General features: G+C 71.2%; 17 protein-coding genes. 3 read left to right on the top strand and 14 right to left on the bottom strand.

The features are described from left to right. Window positions 1-249: 249 nt before the first annotated feature. The 5 genes from B7P34_RS23150 to B7P34_RS23130 form a co-directional block, all read right to left on the bottom strand. On the bottom strand, window positions 250-780 hold the full coding sequence (locus tag B7P34_RS23150; RefSeq protein WP_106679409.1) for a hypothetical protein: 531 nt from the start codon (window positions 778-780) through the stop codon (window positions 250-252). A gap of 123 nt (window positions 781-903) precedes the next feature. Further along, a complete protein-coding gene (locus B7P34_RS23145; protein WP_223268134.1) occupies window positions 904-1,851 on the bottom strand; it encodes a DUF1963 domain-containing protein in 948 nt (315 codons plus the stop codon). Window positions 1,852-1,919: 68 nt separating this feature from the next. Continuing rightward, window positions 1,920-2,462, bottom strand: a complete 543-nt coding sequence (locus tag B7P34_RS23140; protein WP_106679407.1) for a DUF1707 and FHA domain-containing protein — start codon at window positions 2,460-2,462, stop codon at window positions 1,920-1,922. 56 nt (window positions 2,463-2,518) lie between these two features. Continuing rightward, entirely contained in the window at window positions 2,519-3,040 is a 522-nt protein-coding gene (locus B7P34_RS23135) for a hypothetical protein (protein WP_223268133.1), read from the bottom strand. Between the two features lie 25 nt (window positions 3,041-3,065). Then, on the bottom strand, window positions 3,066-3,728 hold the full coding sequence (locus B7P34_RS23130) for a macro domain-containing protein (protein ID WP_223268132.1): 663 nt from the start codon (window positions 3,726-3,728) through the stop codon (window positions 3,066-3,068). 305 nt (window positions 3,729-4,033) lie between these two features. Between B7P34_RS23130 and B7P34_RS23125 the strand changes: the two genes are divergently transcribed. Then, complete coding sequence (locus tag B7P34_RS23125) at window positions 4,034-5,665, top strand: ADP-ribosyltransferase domain-containing protein (RefSeq protein WP_106679404.1); 1,632 nt, start codon at window positions 4,034-4,036, stop codon at window positions 5,663-5,665. Window positions 5,666-5,737: 72 nt separating this feature from the next. Here B7P34_RS23125 and B7P34_RS23120 read toward each other — a convergent pair whose 3' ends face one another. The 3 genes from B7P34_RS23120 to B7P34_RS23110 all read right to left on the bottom strand — a co-directional run bounded on the left by B7P34_RS23120 (window position 5,738) and on the right by B7P34_RS23110 (window position 8,633). After that, window positions 5,738-6,667 carry an NAD-dependent epimerase/dehydratase family protein gene (locus B7P34_RS23120; protein ID WP_106679402.1) on the bottom strand — a complete coding sequence of 310 codons (930 nt, stop codon included), beginning with the start codon at window positions 6,665-6,667 and terminating at the stop codon, window positions 5,738-5,740. A 104-nt stretch (window positions 6,668-6,771) separates the two neighbouring features. Next, the gene (locus B7P34_RS23115) at window positions 6,772-7,638 is read right to left on the bottom strand and encodes an LLM class flavin-dependent oxidoreductase (protein ID WP_223268131.1); all 867 of its coding nucleotides are present in this window, start codon (window positions 7,636-7,638) and stop codon (window positions 6,772-6,774) included. Between the two features lie 74 nt (window positions 7,639-7,712). After that, window positions 7,713-8,633, bottom strand: a complete 921-nt coding sequence (locus tag B7P34_RS23110; protein ID WP_106679398.1) for an aminoglycoside phosphotransferase family protein — start codon at window positions 8,631-8,633, stop codon at window positions 7,713-7,715. Between the two features lie 309 nt (window positions 8,634-8,942). On the opposite strand from B7P34_RS23110, the gene B7P34_RS23105 reads away from it, so the two are divergent. Continuing rightward, a complete protein-coding gene (locus tag B7P34_RS23105) occupies window positions 8,943-10,583 on the top strand; it encodes an ABC-F family ATP-binding cassette domain-containing protein (protein WP_223268130.1) in 1,641 nt (546 codons plus the stop codon). A 516-nt stretch (window positions 10,584-11,099) separates the two neighbouring features. Here B7P34_RS23105 and B7P34_RS23095 read toward each other — a convergent pair. Next, window positions 11,100-12,110, bottom strand: a complete 1,011-nt coding sequence (locus B7P34_RS23095; RefSeq protein WP_106679428.1) for an SMP-30/gluconolactonase/LRE family protein — start codon at window positions 12,108-12,110, stop codon at window positions 11,100-11,102. Continuing rightward, a complete protein-coding gene (locus tag B7P34_RS23090; protein WP_106679393.1) occupies window positions 12,107-12,751 on the bottom strand; it encodes a diguanylate cyclase in 645 nt (214 codons plus the stop codon). The genes B7P34_RS23095 and B7P34_RS23090 overlap by 4 nt, the downstream gene beginning before the upstream one ends. Before the next feature lie 212 nt (window positions 12,752-12,963). On the opposite strand from B7P34_RS23090, the gene B7P34_RS23085 reads away from it, so the two are divergent. Then, window positions 12,964-13,629: an endonuclease gene (locus tag B7P34_RS23085; RefSeq protein ID WP_106679392.1), complete on the top strand. Its 666-nt coding sequence runs from the start codon at window positions 12,964-12,966 to the stop codon at window positions 13,627-13,629. Window positions 13,630-13,678: 49 nt separating this feature from the next. Here B7P34_RS23085 and ligD read toward each other — a convergent pair whose 3' ends face one another. The 4 genes from ligD to B7P34_RS38790 form a co-directional block, all read right to left on the bottom strand. Then, complete coding sequence (gene ligD / locus B7P34_RS23080; RefSeq protein ID WP_106679390.1) at window positions 13,679-14,644, bottom strand: non-homologous end-joining DNA ligase; 966 nt, start codon at window positions 14,642-14,644, stop codon at window positions 13,679-13,681. Further along, entirely contained in the window at window positions 14,641-15,054 is a 414-nt protein-coding gene (locus tag B7P34_RS23075; protein WP_106679388.1) for a DNA polymerase ligase N-terminal domain-containing protein, read from the bottom strand. Before B7P34_RS23075 ends, ligD begins: the two co-directional genes overlap by 4 nt. Before the next feature lie 173 nt (window positions 15,055-15,227). Further along, window positions 15,228-15,794, bottom strand: coding sequence for an N-acetylmuramoyl-L-alanine amidase (locus B7P34_RS23070; RefSeq protein WP_106679386.1), 567 nt, complete (start codon window positions 15,792-15,794; stop codon window positions 15,228-15,230). Between the two features lie 75 nt (window positions 15,795-15,869). Beyond that, the coding region (locus tag B7P34_RS38790) for a hypothetical protein (RefSeq protein WP_223268129.1) at window positions 15,870-16,112 on the bottom strand (243 nt) is incomplete at its 5' end.

Below are 16,112 nucleotides of genomic sequence, written 5' to 3'. Positions count from 1 at the left end.
TGATCTTGCTCTGGCAGCGTAGGCACGACGACACCGACGGCGTCAACCACGAAGACACGGGGTCGACCGAATACGACCGATAAGTTCAACTCAGGGGCGCGGCATATCGGATGCTCGGATTCCGTTCGGAGGATTGCACTCCAAGTAAGTTTCCTGCGTTTCCTGCGTTTCCCGCGTTTCTGGGTTTCTGGGTTTCTGGGTTTCCTGCGTCAGGGACGGACCGCGTGCGCCGCGGCGCGCTGACCGCGGTCAGGCGTGCAGGTCGAGGACATAGTTGTCGGTGATGAGGAAGGTCGTCGTCCCCGTCGCCGTGCCGAACGTGCCCGTGCCGGACTCGGTCTCCGTGGAGCCGCCGAAGGGGCCGCCTCCGACGACCAGTCCCGAGCCGCTTTCGGTGGCGTTGCCGGTGGGGGCGTCGGCGAGTTTCTTCAGCGTCCGGTTCACCGAGAGGTCGATGATCTCGCCGCTGCTGCCGGCGAAGATGCTGAGCTGGTCGGCCGTCCTCGTCTGATAGACCAGCCCGCTGACGGTCGCGGATCCCGAGAGCGTCAGCTGACCGTCGTAGAGGGTGGTGGGCGTCGCACAGCGGAGGGTGCCCTTGCCGTCGACGGATCCGGTGTTGGTGATGTTCACCCTGATCGAACCGGAGCAGTTCAGTGTCTGGGCCATGACGCCGCCCGCGGCAGCGGCGGCCGGGGCGGTTCCGGCTGTTGCCAGGGGGAACGCCCCGGCGAGGGCGGCCGCGGTGGCGATGAGTCTGCGGGTGCGGAACGGGAGCATGAGAAGCCCTCCTCCGGTCTTCACTGACGTCGGAGGAGCACGCCCTCCACTCGGAAGTGTGCTCTCGTCCCGCCGCAGAGCGGAATCACTCGTTCAGGTGACGACGTGCCGGGCGGCCGGCGTTCAGCAGTCGTAGCGATACGAGAAGGGCATGCCGGGACACGTGCGGCAGACGAAGAAGTACATGCCCCCGAGGCCTCCCATGTCCATGCCGTGCCCGATGGCGTCGAAGACCGCGGGATCGGCCTCGGTCAGCACCATCGGCTTCCGGCTGTCGGCCCGGTGCTCGTCGAGGGGGAGCCATCGCCCGTAGCCCGGTTCGGTGGCGGTGATGCTCAGAAGGTGTTCCATGCGCCGGCCGCAAGCGCAGTCCGGCCAGCTGGGCGGCTGGGTCCAGCCCGGGTAGCCGCCAGCCTTGCTCTGGATGGTGGTCGCCACGTCCCAGTACGAAGCTCCGAGTCGCCGCTCGAACGCCTCGAAGCGTTCCTCCAGGGTCTGCGAGAGGCCCGGGGGCATGTCCCAGTTCGGGTACTCCACCACCTTGGTCGGCGAGACCGTGGACGGCTGGGGCACGAACTCCTCGTCGTACTCGTACGGCTGCGGCGGCTCCGCCAGTAGCCCGGCTCCTGCCGCGGCGGTCTCGTGTTCGCTGCGCCAGTACAGCTCCGGCCGTGCGGCCGACACGTCCCCTTCGTGGATCAACGGGCACCACAGGATCTGCAGGACGTCCCGGCCCGGCGGGAAGAGCAGCTCGGGGAGGTCCCGCGCGTACAGCTGCGCGACGGCCACCATCGCCACGGGCTCGGGTCCGACCGCGGTGACAGGCGTGCGCAGCGGCTTCCAGTGATCCGGCTCGGAGCACATGGGCCACGGCTCGTCGGCCGGCCACAGCAGAGGGCCGCCGATGGAACTGTCGTGCACGCCCGGTGAACCGCTGCGGGGGTACAGCAAGGTGGTTTCCCGGGCGAGGCCGGAGAGCTCGGGTATGAGCTCCTCCACGTTGCAGGGGGGCGGCGGGAGTCTGCGGGCCATGGTGTGCTTCGTTCTGCTGGTTCGGACGATGTCGTCCATAACCTATCCCCAGCCGAGAACCTATCCCCAGCCGAGTTCGACGAGTGCGGCGGAGACTCTGCGGGCTGTCAGACCGACAGACGGAAGCCGAGGTCGCCGAAGGCGACGTGGTCACCCGGGCCGACGCGCACGGATCCGGCTATGCGCAGGCCGTTGACGTAGGTGCCGTTGCGGGAGCCGAGGTCCGTCAGGCGCCAGCCGTGGTCGAGCCAGCGCAGTTCCGCGTGCCGGCGGGAGACCGTGTCGTTCTCGAGGCGCAGGTCGGACACCGGGGCCCGGCCGATGGTCAGCGGCTTCGTGCCGGGCTCGGGGAGCCGGAGGCCGGGGAGCCGCGCGGTCCGCCAGGCTCCGCGGATGCCGGCCCCGAAGGAGGACATGCGGCCCACCATCCGCAGGATGAAGTCCGAGAACCGCCCGCGGGCCGGTAGGTCGGCCATGGCCAGCTCGATCTCGGCGCTGGTGCGGGCGGTCAGGACGAGGTCCATGCGGCGCATGAACGTGTCGTGCGAGAGCCTGCCGTCGCCGGTGCCGTCGCGCAGGATCGCCAGGGCCCTCTCCCGGTCGGCCTCCGAGGGCCGTGTCACGCGCGTACGGAATTCAGGAGACGTCATGAGGGTGATTCTCGGGTTTTCGGACCGCCCTGTCCACAAAATCAGACAGGTGCGTGTCAGGCCCCGCGGGCCTCCTTCACGGCATCGCGTATCTTCCAGGCCGCCCAGGGCCTTTGCTCTCCCAGCCTTTCGATCGTGCGGCTCAGCCGGTCCGCGTCGCCGAGCCTGTGTGTCTCGCCTGCCTCATTGATCTGGGCGAGCAGTTCCTGGAGCAGCGCGAGTTCGGTCGGCCTGTACCGACGAGAATGGAGGTCGAAGGGGGCCGCCCGGTCCTCGTAGGGATGGCGCAGCGTCATGTGCAGGTAGCCGTGTCCGTGTCCCCTCCACGGGCCCGGCAGAACATCGAGCAGTGCCTTCGCACCGTACGAGCCCTTCGGGTACTTGGCCCCCAGCGTGCAGCGACCGAGGATCATGATCCTGGACCAGGGGATCAGCCGCCCCTGGGAGTCCCGCGCGTGCTGGTACAAGCCCTCCGCACGGAACTCGAGCCAGGTGCCGCCCGGCCTTCGGGAATCGCCCACCAGCCAGCGGCCGTCGATCCGTTCCAAAGGCCCCAGAGAAGCGCCTGCGTCATCCATCCACTCATTCCATCACGGGTCTCGGTCAGCGGCGGGAGGCGGCGCGCTCGGGCGGCGTGATGCGTACGCGCTTCTCTTCGGGAGCGTTCTCGATGTCGTCGAGCTGAGCGGTGATCGTGCTGCGCAGGTCGTCATAGTCGTCGAAGCGGTAGTCGTTGAACAAGGTGTGGCCCGTCCACATCAGGTTGGCACACACCCGTGCCGGAACCCGGCCGGTCTGGGCTCCCATGCCGACCAGGGCCACGGACCCGATGCTGCCCGGCGCCTGCTCGTTCTGCCGGTGGATCGCCTGGAAGGCGGCGGCGCACGCCAGGGCCACGTTCAGGGTCTCGCTCACGTTCTGTGCGGAATATTCCATCGTGGGCGCCGAGATCAGGAATTTCGGATTGACCGCTCCGGACGGAACGCACACCGCGCTTCCCACCGGGAGATTTCCCTCGTACTGGTCGCGTATGGCGCGCTGCACGCGCAGCTGGATTCCCGCTCCGAGGTGTCGCTTGATGGCCGCGTCGACTCCGCCGTCCATCCGGCCACGGGAGTTGGTCGGGGAAACCCAGGCGTCGACGTCCTCATCGAGGATGGAACCCTTGCGGATCTCGATCCCGGGGGTGTCGGCGAAGGCCGCCCGCCACGCCTCCACCACCTTCGTGTTGATATCGGTCAGCACCACTCGCAGCGGCGGCTGCACACGGTCTACGGTCATGGTCCGCTCCCATCGGAAGGCCGGTCGTTCCAGCGCTCATGACGTTACCGCGCCCCACTGACAACGCCCTGCCCGCTTGCGGTTCGTGACCTCTCGTCACGATTGCGGAGGGTGTCAGAGCCCGGTGCTAGCCTTCAGGCGGTTTCCACGGGACAGACCCGGAGCGGCGTTTTGGGTTCTTGTCTCCACTTTCAGGTCCTCGCGCGGCGGTTTCATCTGCCTCGCCTGCGTTGCCTGCCTTGCCGAGCATTGCCCTGTCAGCGTGTTTTGATATTCGGAGCCCTTTCACCATGAGCGATTCCCTCACCCCGGCCGAGCCCGACGCCAATGACCCTCTTGCCCTTTCCGAGCTCTTCAAGGGCGGCGGTGAACCGTGGCTTCCGCTGCTGAAGCCCGTTATCGAGGCACAGCCGGAGGCGGCTGCGTTCATCGGATCGGGCCGCGGCCCGGAAATCGTCCCCGTCCGCGAACTGACCTTTCAGGCGCTCAAGCCCCATCCGCCGCACAAGTGGAAGGTCGTCGCCTTCGGCCAGAATCCGTACCCGCGGCCGGAGAGCGCCACGGGCATCGCGATGTTCGACAACACCTTCCACGACTGGAAGGACAGCCAGTTCGGCAGAGTCGTGAGCATCCGCTGCATTATCAAGGCGGCGGCGATGTGGAAGTACGGCATACCCAAGAAGACCCCGATCGCCGACGTCCGGGCGCTGCTGAAGGAGCAGGACACCGTCCAGCCGCCGGAGTGGTTCCAGGCGATGCTCACGCAGGGCGTGCTGCTGCTGAACACGGCGCTCACCGCCGGCAGCAACGGGGGAAGGGGCGCTGACGCCGACCGGCACACCGCCTTCTGGCGTCCGGTGGCCGAGCGGATCGTCGAGGAGATCCTGAAGGCCAAGCAGGACGCCGGCGAGGAGGACCGCGGAGTCGTCTTCGCGTGGTGGGGAGCTCACGCGCGCAGCCTGAAGAAGGTCGTCCTGCGGCTCCAGGAGAAGTATCCCGACGTCGAGGTCCGGCACATCGACCACTCCAACCCCGCGGCGCAGGGGGACATCTTCTGCGACGGCGACCACTTCGCGGTCGTCAACGACGCCCTCGCGTCGCTGGGCGCCGACACGGTCGACTGGCTGCCGAGCAAGGGGTGGGACAAGGCCGCGGCGGAGGCCGGCGGCGGGACGGACGGCGGCGTCGCTGAGCGCATGGGCGCGTTCATCACGTCCACCATGGAGCTGCACCAGCTCTATCTGGAACGGCTCGCAAGCGTCAAGGACGAGGGCCTCGCCCTCCCCGCGATCACGGGCGTGTTCGACACCCCGCTCATGGGCTTCCGCGACGCCGTCGGCCCGGTCGCCGAGCTGCTGTCCGGTCTCGACCGGCACGTCGGCCAGTCGCACGAGTTCGGCAGGAGCCGGGCGGCCGAGCCGGGCGCGGCCGGCAGCCTGTCCGCCGACGCGATCGCCGCCCTCTACCTCTACACCTGCGAGTCCGCGTTCTACCGGGAGATCAACGCCATTCTGCGCTCCCCGGACCGGTCCAAGGTCGTCCCGTACCTCCCGTACCTGCGGCTGCTGTTCTCGGCGGTGTCGGGACTCCCCGCGCGTACGGAGCCTTTGTGGCGCGGTGTGTCGCTGGACCTGCGCGCGCAGTACCCGGTCGGCAAGACCGTGACCTGGTGGGGCGTCTCGTCCTGCACGCCCGACCTGGGCGTCGCGCAGGCCTTCCTCGGCAGTCGCGGCAAGCGGACGCTCTTCGAGGTGCGGCCCGCCCGGGCCGTGGGCATCCAGCGCTTTTCGGCGTTCACCGGGGAGGAGGAGTACATCCTCCTGCCGGGCACGCAGCTCAAGGTGGAGGACGTGAAGGTCACGCGCGGCGGCCTGTGCACCGTACGGCTGGCCGAACTGGAAGAGGAGCCCCTCGTCTCCTGAGCGACCGCCGGTGAGGCAGGGGGACGGGCGGAGGCCGCCGGGCCGGCGCCGTCCTCATATCCTCCAGGACCGTTACGACCGCTCGCGCCACCAGCCGACCGTCGCCTTGACCTGCTCGTCGACGGGGGTGGCGCGTACGGCGAATTCCGCTTCGTAAGCGCTCGCATCAACGACGAACGGGCGGTCGAACTGGTAACGGATCTCCTTCAGTTCGCGGATCATCGGGGAGAACAGCGACGCGACGCCCAGCACGGCCGGCGAGAGCCTGCGCACCGCGACCGGTCCGGTTCCGGCCCGGGCGGCGAGGCGGTCCGTCATCTCGCGGACGGACAGCGCGGGCTCCGTCGGGACGTGCCAGGCCCTCCCCCAGGCGCGTTCCTCGCCCGCGACCTCGACCAGGACCCTGGCCACGTCAGGGAGGTAGGTCCAGCTGTGCGGGGCGTCCGGGTCGCCGAGCGCGGACACGGGCTTGCCGCGCAGCAGGCCCGGCATGACCCGGGCGGCCAGGTGCCCGCCGTCGGTCACGCCGGGGCCGAAGAAGTCCGAGGCCCGCACCTCGACCGCCTTGATGCGGCCCTGCTCGTGCAGGTCTCGCGCCTGCTCCCAGACGGCGGCGCGCACCCGTCCTTTGGGGCCCGTCGCCGCGAGGGGAAGGCCCTCGGTCATGGGGCCGTCCACCGGGCCGTAGCCGTAGAGGTTGCCCAGCATCACCAGGACGGCACCGGTGGCCTCGGCCGCCGCGCAGAGCGACGAGGCCAGCGGCGGCCACTCGGCGGCCCAGCGGTGGTAGGGCGGTGCGGCGCAGCTGTAGATCGCGGTCGCGCCCTGCGACACCTCGGTCAGCTGCCTGCTGTCCGTCGCGTCCAGCGCGACGTGCTCGATGCCGGGCTCCGGGCTCCGGCCCGACCTGGTGACGACCCGTACCTCATGCCCCTTCTCGGCCAGCATCCGAGCAGTGGCCGCCCCGGCGGCCCCGAATCCCACGACGACACAAAGACTCACGTGCGCACACTAGCGCGAATACGTGTCCTGCTCCTGCCCCGCGCCCCACGCTGCGGGGGCCGACGGCGTTCCGTGATTCCCCCCGCGCCCGGCCGGGAGAGGCATCAGAAACAGAGACGGGGCGGGCCCTGGCCGGCGCGGTGGAGGAGCGTGTCGAGGCGGGAGAGCCCGGGGTGGTCCAGAGGGAGCCGTTCGTCCCACCAGGTGGCGCCCGCGTCGCGGAGCGGTCCGATCAGATCGCGGGCGGCGGCCGCGTCGTTCGCGGGGCTGACGCCTCCGACCACCACCTCGAAGGGCGCACCGCGCGGACGCCGGACGGGCCGGTGCCGGCCGACGTAGGCCACCAGCTCGCGCAGTTCCTCCACCGGCGGCGTGCGGCCGTGCCCGGCGGAGGCGAACAGCGGAACGACGCCGTCCCAGCGGGCCGCGCGCCGCATGGGCCTGCGGTTCGGCCAGTAGCCCGCGATCCACACCGGCGGCCGCGGACGCTGGACGGGCCGGGGCAGCAGGGCCACGTCCCGGGCCTGGAAGTGCCGGCCGCGGTGCGTGACCCGCTCCCCGGTCCAGTACCGCTCCAGCAGGCCCAGCCCTTCGTCCAGGCGTTCGGCGAGCAGGACCGCGTCGGTGGGCTCGCCGAAGCTGCCGTACTCGTCCTCGACGGGCCCGCCCAGGCCCGCCGCGAAGACCACGCGGCCATCGCTGATCCTGTCCAGCGTCGTGACCTGGCGGGCGAGTTGGTGCGGCCGCCGCCGGGGTACGGGTGTGACCAGAGCGCCCAGCTTGATGGAGGTGGTGGCCAGTGCCGCCGCCGTCAGGAGCATCCACGGATCGCCGACCGGGCGGGAGGAGCGCTTGTCGTGGACCACGTGGTCCCACAGGAACAGGCCGTCCCAGCCCGCCGTCTCGGCGGCTTTGGCCAGGGCCGCCACGTTCCTGGCATCGGCAAAGTCTCCGAAATTGGGGACATTCATCGAGAAACGCACCCAGGCATGATGAGCCTGAACACGTCTTCTTGCAATGGCCGTGCCGGAACCGCGTTCAGGGCTCAGCGGTAGTCGGCCAGGCCGTCGGCCCTTTCTTCCTCGTCGCCGTCGCGATGCCCGGAGAGCGCTTGTTGCAGGGCGAACGTGCCGCGGATCGCGGAGATGCGGGCGGCGAGTTCACCGGCCGGCCACAGCCGGTCCCCGCGGGCGAGTACCCGCCTCAGGAAGTCCTCGCCGTAGCCGGCGCCGATGGCCGCGAGGTCCTCGGCAGGGTCCCCGATCGCCGCCTCGTCCCAGTCGACGACTCCGCTGATCCGCGGCGTTCCGCCGGTGTGCTCCCACAGGACGTTCTCCGCGCCGAGGTCGCCGTGCACCACCGCGCACGTGATGTGGGGGAGGTCGCTGACGGCCGTGAGTTCCCGCTCGGCGCGCCGACGTCCGCCGCCGGACATCAGAGGGAACAGCTCTGCGCGCACGTCCGCCGCGAACTGCCGCCACCTGTCCTCCGCTGCCGCGGGCAGAGCCGCTCGCACCTTCTCGTCGGCGCCGGCCCGGGCCAGTCCGGCCAGCAGTGACGCATACTGCGCCGCCGCACCGGCCACGGCCGGGTCCGCGAGCGCGCCGCCTTCCAGAGGTTCCCCCGGAATGCGGGTCAGCACCAGGTACGGCACCTCGTACGAGGCATGCCCCTCGTACGGGTCGTGCTCCTCGTACGATTCATGGCCCTCGCGCGAGCCGCGGCCTCCGCCCTCGGAGAGCGGCTCGGGCGTGCGGAAGCCGAGATCGAGTCCCGCGAGCGCCCGCAGTACCGCCGCCCGCGCGGGCAGCCGGGCGGCCGCCGCTTCGGTGCGGGGCAGGCACACCACACGGTCGGATCCGATGACCACGTGGTGGAACTGTCCCCGCCGGACGGTCCAGCCCCCCGGTCCGTCATCCGGCAACAGCCTGCCGAGCAGAGCACGATGCGTCTCAGTGATCTCCACGGAGCGGAATGTAATTCCGTTGACGCCGTCACCACCACTCCTTTACGTTTCCTCACGCCTTTGTTGTCGTCGATCGGAGCAGGACGTTGCTCGTCTGAGGTCTTGAGACACCGCGCCACGCAGCAGCGCCATGACGCCGCCGCTGCCCGCGTTCCGTGTGCGACCTCGACGCATTGAGCCGTCCCTCCGCCGATGCGGGAATCCCTTTCCCGCGTTCTCGTCGGTCCCTCCTGGTCGCCCGGCGGTGTCCGCGCCGCGCCTTCCCGGCGTTTTCCCGGCCGCCTTCCCCGCAATGATCACGAGGTTCCCTTGTCTCATTCCCCTGCTTTCATCACGTGCACATCGCTCTCCTACGCCTGGCCGGACGGCACCGCGGTCTTCGACGGTCTCCAGGTCGCCTTCGGGCCCGGGAGGTCCGGCCTCATCGGCCTCAACGGCTCCGGGAAATCGACCCTGGCGAAACTGATCGCCGGCGAGCTCACGCCCACCGAAGGCACCGTGCGCGTCGCGGGCGAGATCGGCTACCTGCCGCAGAACGCCACGCTCGACACGGCGCTCCGCGTCGAGGACGTCCTCGGCATCGCCGGCACCCGTGCCGCCCTGCACGCCATCGAGGCGGGCGACGTGCGCGAGGAGCACTTCACGGCGGTCGGCGACGACTGGGACGTCGAGGAGCGCGCCACGGCGACGCTCGCAGGCCTGGGACTGGGCCGCATCGGCCTGGACCGCACCATCGGCGAGGTGTCGGGCGGGGAGTCGGTCCTGCTGCGCCTGGCCGCACTGCTGCTGCACCGCCCCGACGTCCTCGTGCTCGACGAGCCCACCAACAACCTCGACCTGTACGCGCGCCGGCGTCTGTACGCGGCCGTCGAGGCGTGGTCCGGCGTCATGGTCGTGGTCAGCCACGACCGTGAACTCCTCGACCGGGTCGACCAGATCGCCGACCTGCGGGCGGGTGAGGTCTCCTGGTACGGCGGCAACTTCTCCGCGTACGAGGAGGCGCTCGCCGCGGAACAGGAGGCGGCCGAGCGGCTGGTGAGGGCCGCCGAATCCGATCTGCGCAAGCAGAAGCGCGAACTGGCCGACGCCCACGTCAAGCTCGCCCGCCGCAAGCGGTACGGCCGGAAGATGTGGGACAGCAAGCGCGAGCCCAAGATCGTCATGGGTGCCCGCAAGCGCCAAGCCCAGGTCTCCGCGGGCAAGCACCGCATCATGCACGAGGAGAAGCTGGCCGAGGCCGAGGAACGGCTCGACCGGGCGGAGGAGGCCGTGCGCGACGACGACGAGATCCGCGTCGACCTCCCGCACACGGCCGTGCCGCCGGGCCGCTCCGTCCTCACGCTGCGCGACCTGCGCCTCAGGTACGGGGCACGGGTCGATGGCGAGTTCGAGCTGCGCGGCCCCGAGAGGATCGCCCTCGTCGGCCGCAACGGCGCGGGCAAGACGACGCTCCTGCGGACGATCGCCGGTGAGCTGGAGGCGCTCTCCGGAGACGCCTCGGTCCATGTGCCCTTGCGGTTCCTGCCGCAGCGGATCGATGTCCTCGACGACGAGCTGACGGTCGCCGGCAACGTCGCGCGGTTCGCCCCCGCAGCCACCGGCAACCGGATCAGGGCGCAGCTGGCCCGCTTCCTGTTCAAGGGGGCGCGGGCCGACCAGTGCGCCGGGACCCTGTCGGGCGGAGAGCGCTTCCGGGCCGCTCTGGCGGCCCTGATGCTCGCCGAGCCGGCCCCGCAGCTGCTGATGCTGGACGAGCCGACGAACAACCTGGACATGGCGAGCGTCCGCAGGCTGGCCACGGCCCTGGATTCGTACGAAGGCGCGCTGATTGTGGCGAGCCACGACATCCGTTTCCTGGAATCGATCGGCATTACGCGCTGGCTGCGTCTGGACGGGGAACTCCGGGACACCTCGGCCGAGAAGGTGCGGGCGGAAATGGCCACGCGCTGAGGCCGCGGCCGTAAGTACCCCATTTGGCGCAACGCGGCGTTTGCACCACCCCTGCACGGCAAGGCGACAAGGGAACCCACCGCCGCTGCGAAAGGGGCCCCCGTGGTCGCCGTCGCTCTGCTCCTGCCCCCTTTTATGTTGTGCGTGGTGCTCGCGCTGGGCCGCTACGAGGAGCGGCTGCTGAGCGGTCGCGCCCCCGAACGCCCGGCGCAGCCGCGGCGCCGTCTCCTCCGGGCGGTGCCCGATCTCACCGCCGGTCGGACGCCGGACTCGCGTCGGGCGCCGGACTCGCGTGAGGAGGCGCTCTCCCGTGAGGAGACGCTCTCGCATCAGGCACCGGACCGGCCGGCAGGCCGGCCGGCGCTTGCCAGGCTGTCCTCAAGGGGCAGGGGCAGGCACGCCGCCTGAGCGGGCCCGTGCGGTCCGAGCGGGTACGTATGTCATGAGAACCCCCGGGTGGAGCCGAACCGATCCGGCGATCGGTTCGGCTCCACCCGGGGACGCGGGGGCTCGCAGTCACCCGCTGTGCGTGCGGCTCGGGAGTTCGCACACGGCGATGCCCGGCTCCATGAGGCTGCCGAGGACGAGGGTGCCCCGGTGCTCGTACACGCTGGTGATCATCCGGTAGCCGGTGCCGTGGCGTACCAGGTCGTGGGTGATGCGGCCGTCGGCGTCGACGCCGATGACGCGCGCGACGCGGCGTGGGGGCAGGCGCAGGTGGACCGCCGCGGCTGCCGCCGCGCGCCGTACCGGCGCGGGTGCGCGGTGGAGCCGGTCGAGGGGCGCGGTGCGGGGCGCGGCCAGGGCGGTCCAGAGCGTTCCGTCGGCGCTGCGGGAGAGGTTGTCGGGGAAGCCCGGCAGATCGCCGATGAGGGTGTCGCGCACGCCGGACCGGGGGCCGGTGAGCCAGAGTCGGGTGAGACGGTAGGCGCCGGTTTCGGCCACGGCGACGTACGACTCGTCAGCCGCCAGGGCGACGCCGTTCGCGAACTGCAGGTCGTCGAGGAGCACTTCGGGCTCGCCGCCCGGCCGGAGTCGCAGCAGCCGGCCGGTGCCGGAGTGCTCGACGATGTCGGCCTGCCAGTCACGCAGCCCGTACCGCAGGCTGGCTGCGGTGAAGTAGAGGGTGCCGTCCGCAGCGGCGGTCACGTTGCTGCAGAACCGCAGCGGGACCCCTGCCACCGAGCCCACGAGCACCTCGGTCCTGGCGGCGCCCGTACCCCGTTCGGTCCCGGGGGTGATGCGCAGCAGCCCCCGTTCCGCGTCGCAGACGAGCAGCCGGCCGTCGGGCAGCACTTCCAGGCCGAGCGGCCTGCCGCCCGTCCGGGCGATCTCCTCCACCCGCGCGCCGCCACGCGGACCGGGCAGGGTGATCCGCCGGATCCGGCCGTCGTCCGTGCCGGTGAGGACCCGCCCGGCGGCGTCGACGACGACGTCCTCCGGCCCCGATCCCCCGATGCGGAACATGCGCAGCGGAGGCAGCTGCCGGGGCGGAGCGACACGGGCGGGGGCGGGTGTGCGCCTCATGAGACGGGCGCCGAACGCCGGGCGCGCAAGCACCGGGAGAACTCCTCGGCGTACGGAAGGACCACCCCGGCGCAGATCACCGCGGCGAGGCCCGCGAGGTACTTCGCGGGCAGCGGCCTGTCCTTGGGCAGGAGGGCCCAGTCGCGGGGCCCGGGTCCGCCGCGCAGGGTCGCTCGGACCTCGTCGGCGTGCAGGCACGCGGTGAACGCCATCGCCGACAGCGGCAGCACCTCCAGGAAGCTGTGGATGTGCTGTTCCAGGGGGCGCACCTCGCGCTCCGCCGTGGCCAGGCTGACGTCGTAGAGGGCCGTGGCGCCGTGGGCGACCGCGGCTCCTCCCATCGCGGAGAGGACGAGCGGGTTGATCTTGGCCAGGAGGCCCATCGCGACGGGGACTCCGGCCTCGGTCATCATCAGCGCGTGGACGGCGGACTCCTTCACGCCGCTCGTGTGCTCGATGCGCGTCTTCTTGTGCATCCACCAGTCGGCGACCGCGGGCACCACCCACAGCGGGAGGACCCCGTAGAGCAGGAACCGCCGGTCGGCGTCCTCGACGGTGGTGGAGCGGGCGGGAACGGAGAGGTCGCGTCCGCGGCGCCAGTGCTGCCAGGTGCGGACGAGGGACGTGCCGGAGCGAGCCATGGAAGCCTCCGGAGGGAAAAGGGTGGTCGAGAGGGATCAGTGGTCGAGAGGGATCATATGAAGAGCGGGCCGCGGCTCGCGTACACGTGTACCCCCTTGTCCCCCGTCATGCCTCTTCTGTCATGAGTCCTCTGTCATGCAGCGGCGCGAAGAACGGCCGAACAGCGTGATCGCGCCGCGCGGGACCGGGTCCGTCAGGACACACTCGTCCCATGGGCACCAGCAACGAACGGACCGCGGCCGCGCTGCTGCGGTTGTACGGGCGGACGTACGCCGAGGAGGCGGGCATCCGGCTGCGGGACACCCCGCAGCCGCTGTACCGGCTCCTCGTGCTCGCCTGTCTGCTCAGTGCGCGGATCCGGGCGTCCGTCGCGGTCGACGCCGCACGCTGCCTGGCGGAGGCCGGGATGAAGGATCCCCGGCGGATGGCCGACGCCACCTGGCAGCAGCGCGTGGACGCGCTGGGCAAGGGCGGCTACCGCCGCTACGACGAGCGCACCGCCACCCAGCTCGGCGACGGCGCGCACCTGCTGCTCGACCGCTACCGGGGCGACGTCCGGCGGATGCGTGAGGAGGCGGACGGCGATCCGGGGCGGCTGCGGAAGCTGTTGCAGGAACTCCCGGGGCTCGGGCCCGCGGGTGTGGCCATCTTCCTGCGGGAAGTGCAGGGCGTGTGGCCGGAAGTGCATCCGTGTTTCGACGGCAAGGCCGGTGAGGGCGCCGCGCTCCTCGGGCTGCCGCGCGATCCCGGCGCGCTGGCACGGCTGGTCAAGCGTGCGGACGCCCCGGCATTCGCGGCCGCACTGGTGCGGGCCGCGCTGGACAAGGAGATCGCCGGTGAGGTGAAGGAAGCCGCGCGCGCCGGGAAGGGGGACTGACCGCGGGGCGACGGGACGGCCGACCCGTATGACGACCCGTATGACAACCTCAGGCACGTGCGCGCAGGGCGTCGAGCCTGCGGCGGGCCGGGCCCAGTGACCGGCCGCGCGGTGCCGCTCCCCCGTCCTGCCAGGGGTCGTGGCCGAGGCGGCTGCCGATCGTGGTGAGGGTCCAGCGGCCGGCCGTCAGCTCCGGATCGCCGACCTCGTCCCAGCTCAGCGGGGTGGCCACGGGGGCTCCGGGACGGGCCCGGACGGCGTAGGGCGCGACCGCCGTCTGGGCGTAGGCGTTGCGCTGGACGTCTAGGTAGAGCCGGCCCTTGCGGGCCGCCTTGCGCGGCTCGGTGGTCAGTCCGGCGGGGTTGCGGGCGGCGAGGACGTCCGCGAGGTCGCGGGCGAAGGCGCGGACATCGTCGAACGGCGCGCGCCGGTCCAGGGGGACGAGGACGTGTAGCCCGCGCGACCCGGTGGTCATGACCATGGAGGGGAGGCGGAGTTCGTCCAGCAGCTCCCGCAGCAGCAGGGCGGCTTCGCGTACGGCGGTGAAGTCGCCGGGGGAAGCGCCCGGCGGGTCGAGGTCGACGACCAGCCGGTCGGGGCAGTCCGGGCGGTCGGCCCGGGAGAGCCAGCGGTGCGGCGTGATGCACGCCTGACCCGCGAGGTAGACGAGGGTGGCGGTGTCGTCGCAGACGACGTGGGTGACCGTGCCGTCCTCCTTCGCGAGTTCCGCGCGGTGCACCCAGCCCGGGAAGTGGCCGGGGACGCCCTTCTGCATGAAGCATTCGCCGCCGGTTCCGTCCGGGCAGCGCTCCAGCATCAGCGGCCGCCCGCGCAGGTGGGGCAGCATCCGCCGGGCGGCCTTGCGGTAGTACTCGGCGAGGTCGGCCTTCGTCAGAGCGGCGTCGTCGGTCCGGTCCTCGCCGGCGGGGCCGGCGGCGTCGGCCGGTCCGGTGGGGAAGAGCACTTTGCCGGGGCGGCTGATCTCCACGGTGCGGCGGCCGGTACGGATCTTCATGGCGTCTGCTTTCCTTCCCGGGCGACCTGTCGCAGAGTGCGCCCGGTGAGGGCCGAGCGGGCTCGCGCGGGGTCGGGTGAGCCGTGGGCCGCGTCTGCGTGCTTGTCCTTGGTGCGGTACGACAGCGGGTGGTCCTCGGTGGGCATGGCCAGCCGTTTCTCCTGCGGGTCCCGGGAAGGGCCCTTGGGGACGGCCCAGGACTTGAGGACGCCGTCCGCCTCCAGCCGGAAGTCGAAGTGCGTGGTGGTGGCGTCGTGGATCTGGACGACGAAGGACGGCTGCCCGCCGGCGGCACGGTCACGGCCGCCCGCCTTGCCCGCGCCGCTCGGTTCGGCGGTCTTGGTGAAGTCGCGTTTGCGGCGGTATGCGGCGAGTGCCTCGGCCGGTGCCTCTGACTTGCGGGAGGTCATGTCGCCATTCGTCTCCCTTCAGGGCTTCCCCTCAGGACTCACGTGTCCTTCACCGTCACCGTGTCCTTCACCGTCACCGTGCCATTCGACGCGGGCCGCCGCAGGACGGGAGCCGCCGATCGGGGCGGTGTCCGGCGAGTGCGGCCGGTGTGACGATGGGTCGGTGGTCAGGGTCAGCGGCTGAGCCCGGCCCAGAACTCCGAGACGTCGGCCCAGGGGAAGAGTGGTCCGGGGTCGATGCGACGGTGGACCTTGACCTCGGGGCGGTCCGCTGCCGGGACCAGGGCCGTGTCGAGATCGCTGTGCCGGCAGAGGTCGGTGAGGCGGGGGCAGTCGGCGTGGAGCGTCTTCAAGACGTCCGTGAGGGCCTGCACTTGCTCCGGCGGGAACGGCTCCGTCGGGGTCTGGTGGTCGGCGTCGAACCACCGGGGGTATCGCCCACGGTTGATCAGCTCGATGCCGATCGACGGGGTGTTGTGCCCCTGGACGTGCTGGGCGACGCGTTCGACCGGAACGAGTTGGTGCACCGTGCCGTCCCGGTCGATGTACAGGTGCCCGCACACCCCGCGCCCGCTCTCGCTCTCCCGCGCCGTCTCCTCGGCCACCTGCAGCGCCTCTTCGAAACCGGGGAGTTCGGTGGCGTGCAGCACCACCGTGGTGACGGCGTCGAGACGGCGCTCGGGCAGTCGGTGGTACCAGCTGACGAGATGGTCGCAGCCGTAGCGTCCCACAAGGCTCATGGGATCCGACTCTACGGCCTTCATGCCGTCAGGAACTGAACACGTGACAGCTCACTACATGTGGCTGCTCACTGGTCATCGGTTTCGCCGGGTGGCCGAACGCGGTCGCAGCAGTGCGGCTGCGAGCACGGCCGGGACGGTGAGCAGCAGGGTGAGCTCGACCAGTGACACGCTGCCGGCCTTCTTCTTGCCGACGGCTTTGATGACGCTTCTGTAGAGGGGACGGCGGGCTGCCGGCGGGTTCGGGCGCGTGGGGGGCTTGGGGGCCGTCGAAGGCCGCGGAGCAGGGGCGGGGGCGGGTGGCTGGGCGGGAGGCGG

The organism is Streptosporangium nondiastaticum, from assembly GCF_003011965.1.
Classification (GTDB): Bacteria; Actinomycetota; Actinomycetes; order Streptomycetales; family Streptomycetaceae; genus Streptomyces; species Streptomyces nondiastaticus.
Note: the sequence above shows the minus strand (reverse complement) of the source record. Positions and strands in the feature narration are given on the sequence as shown.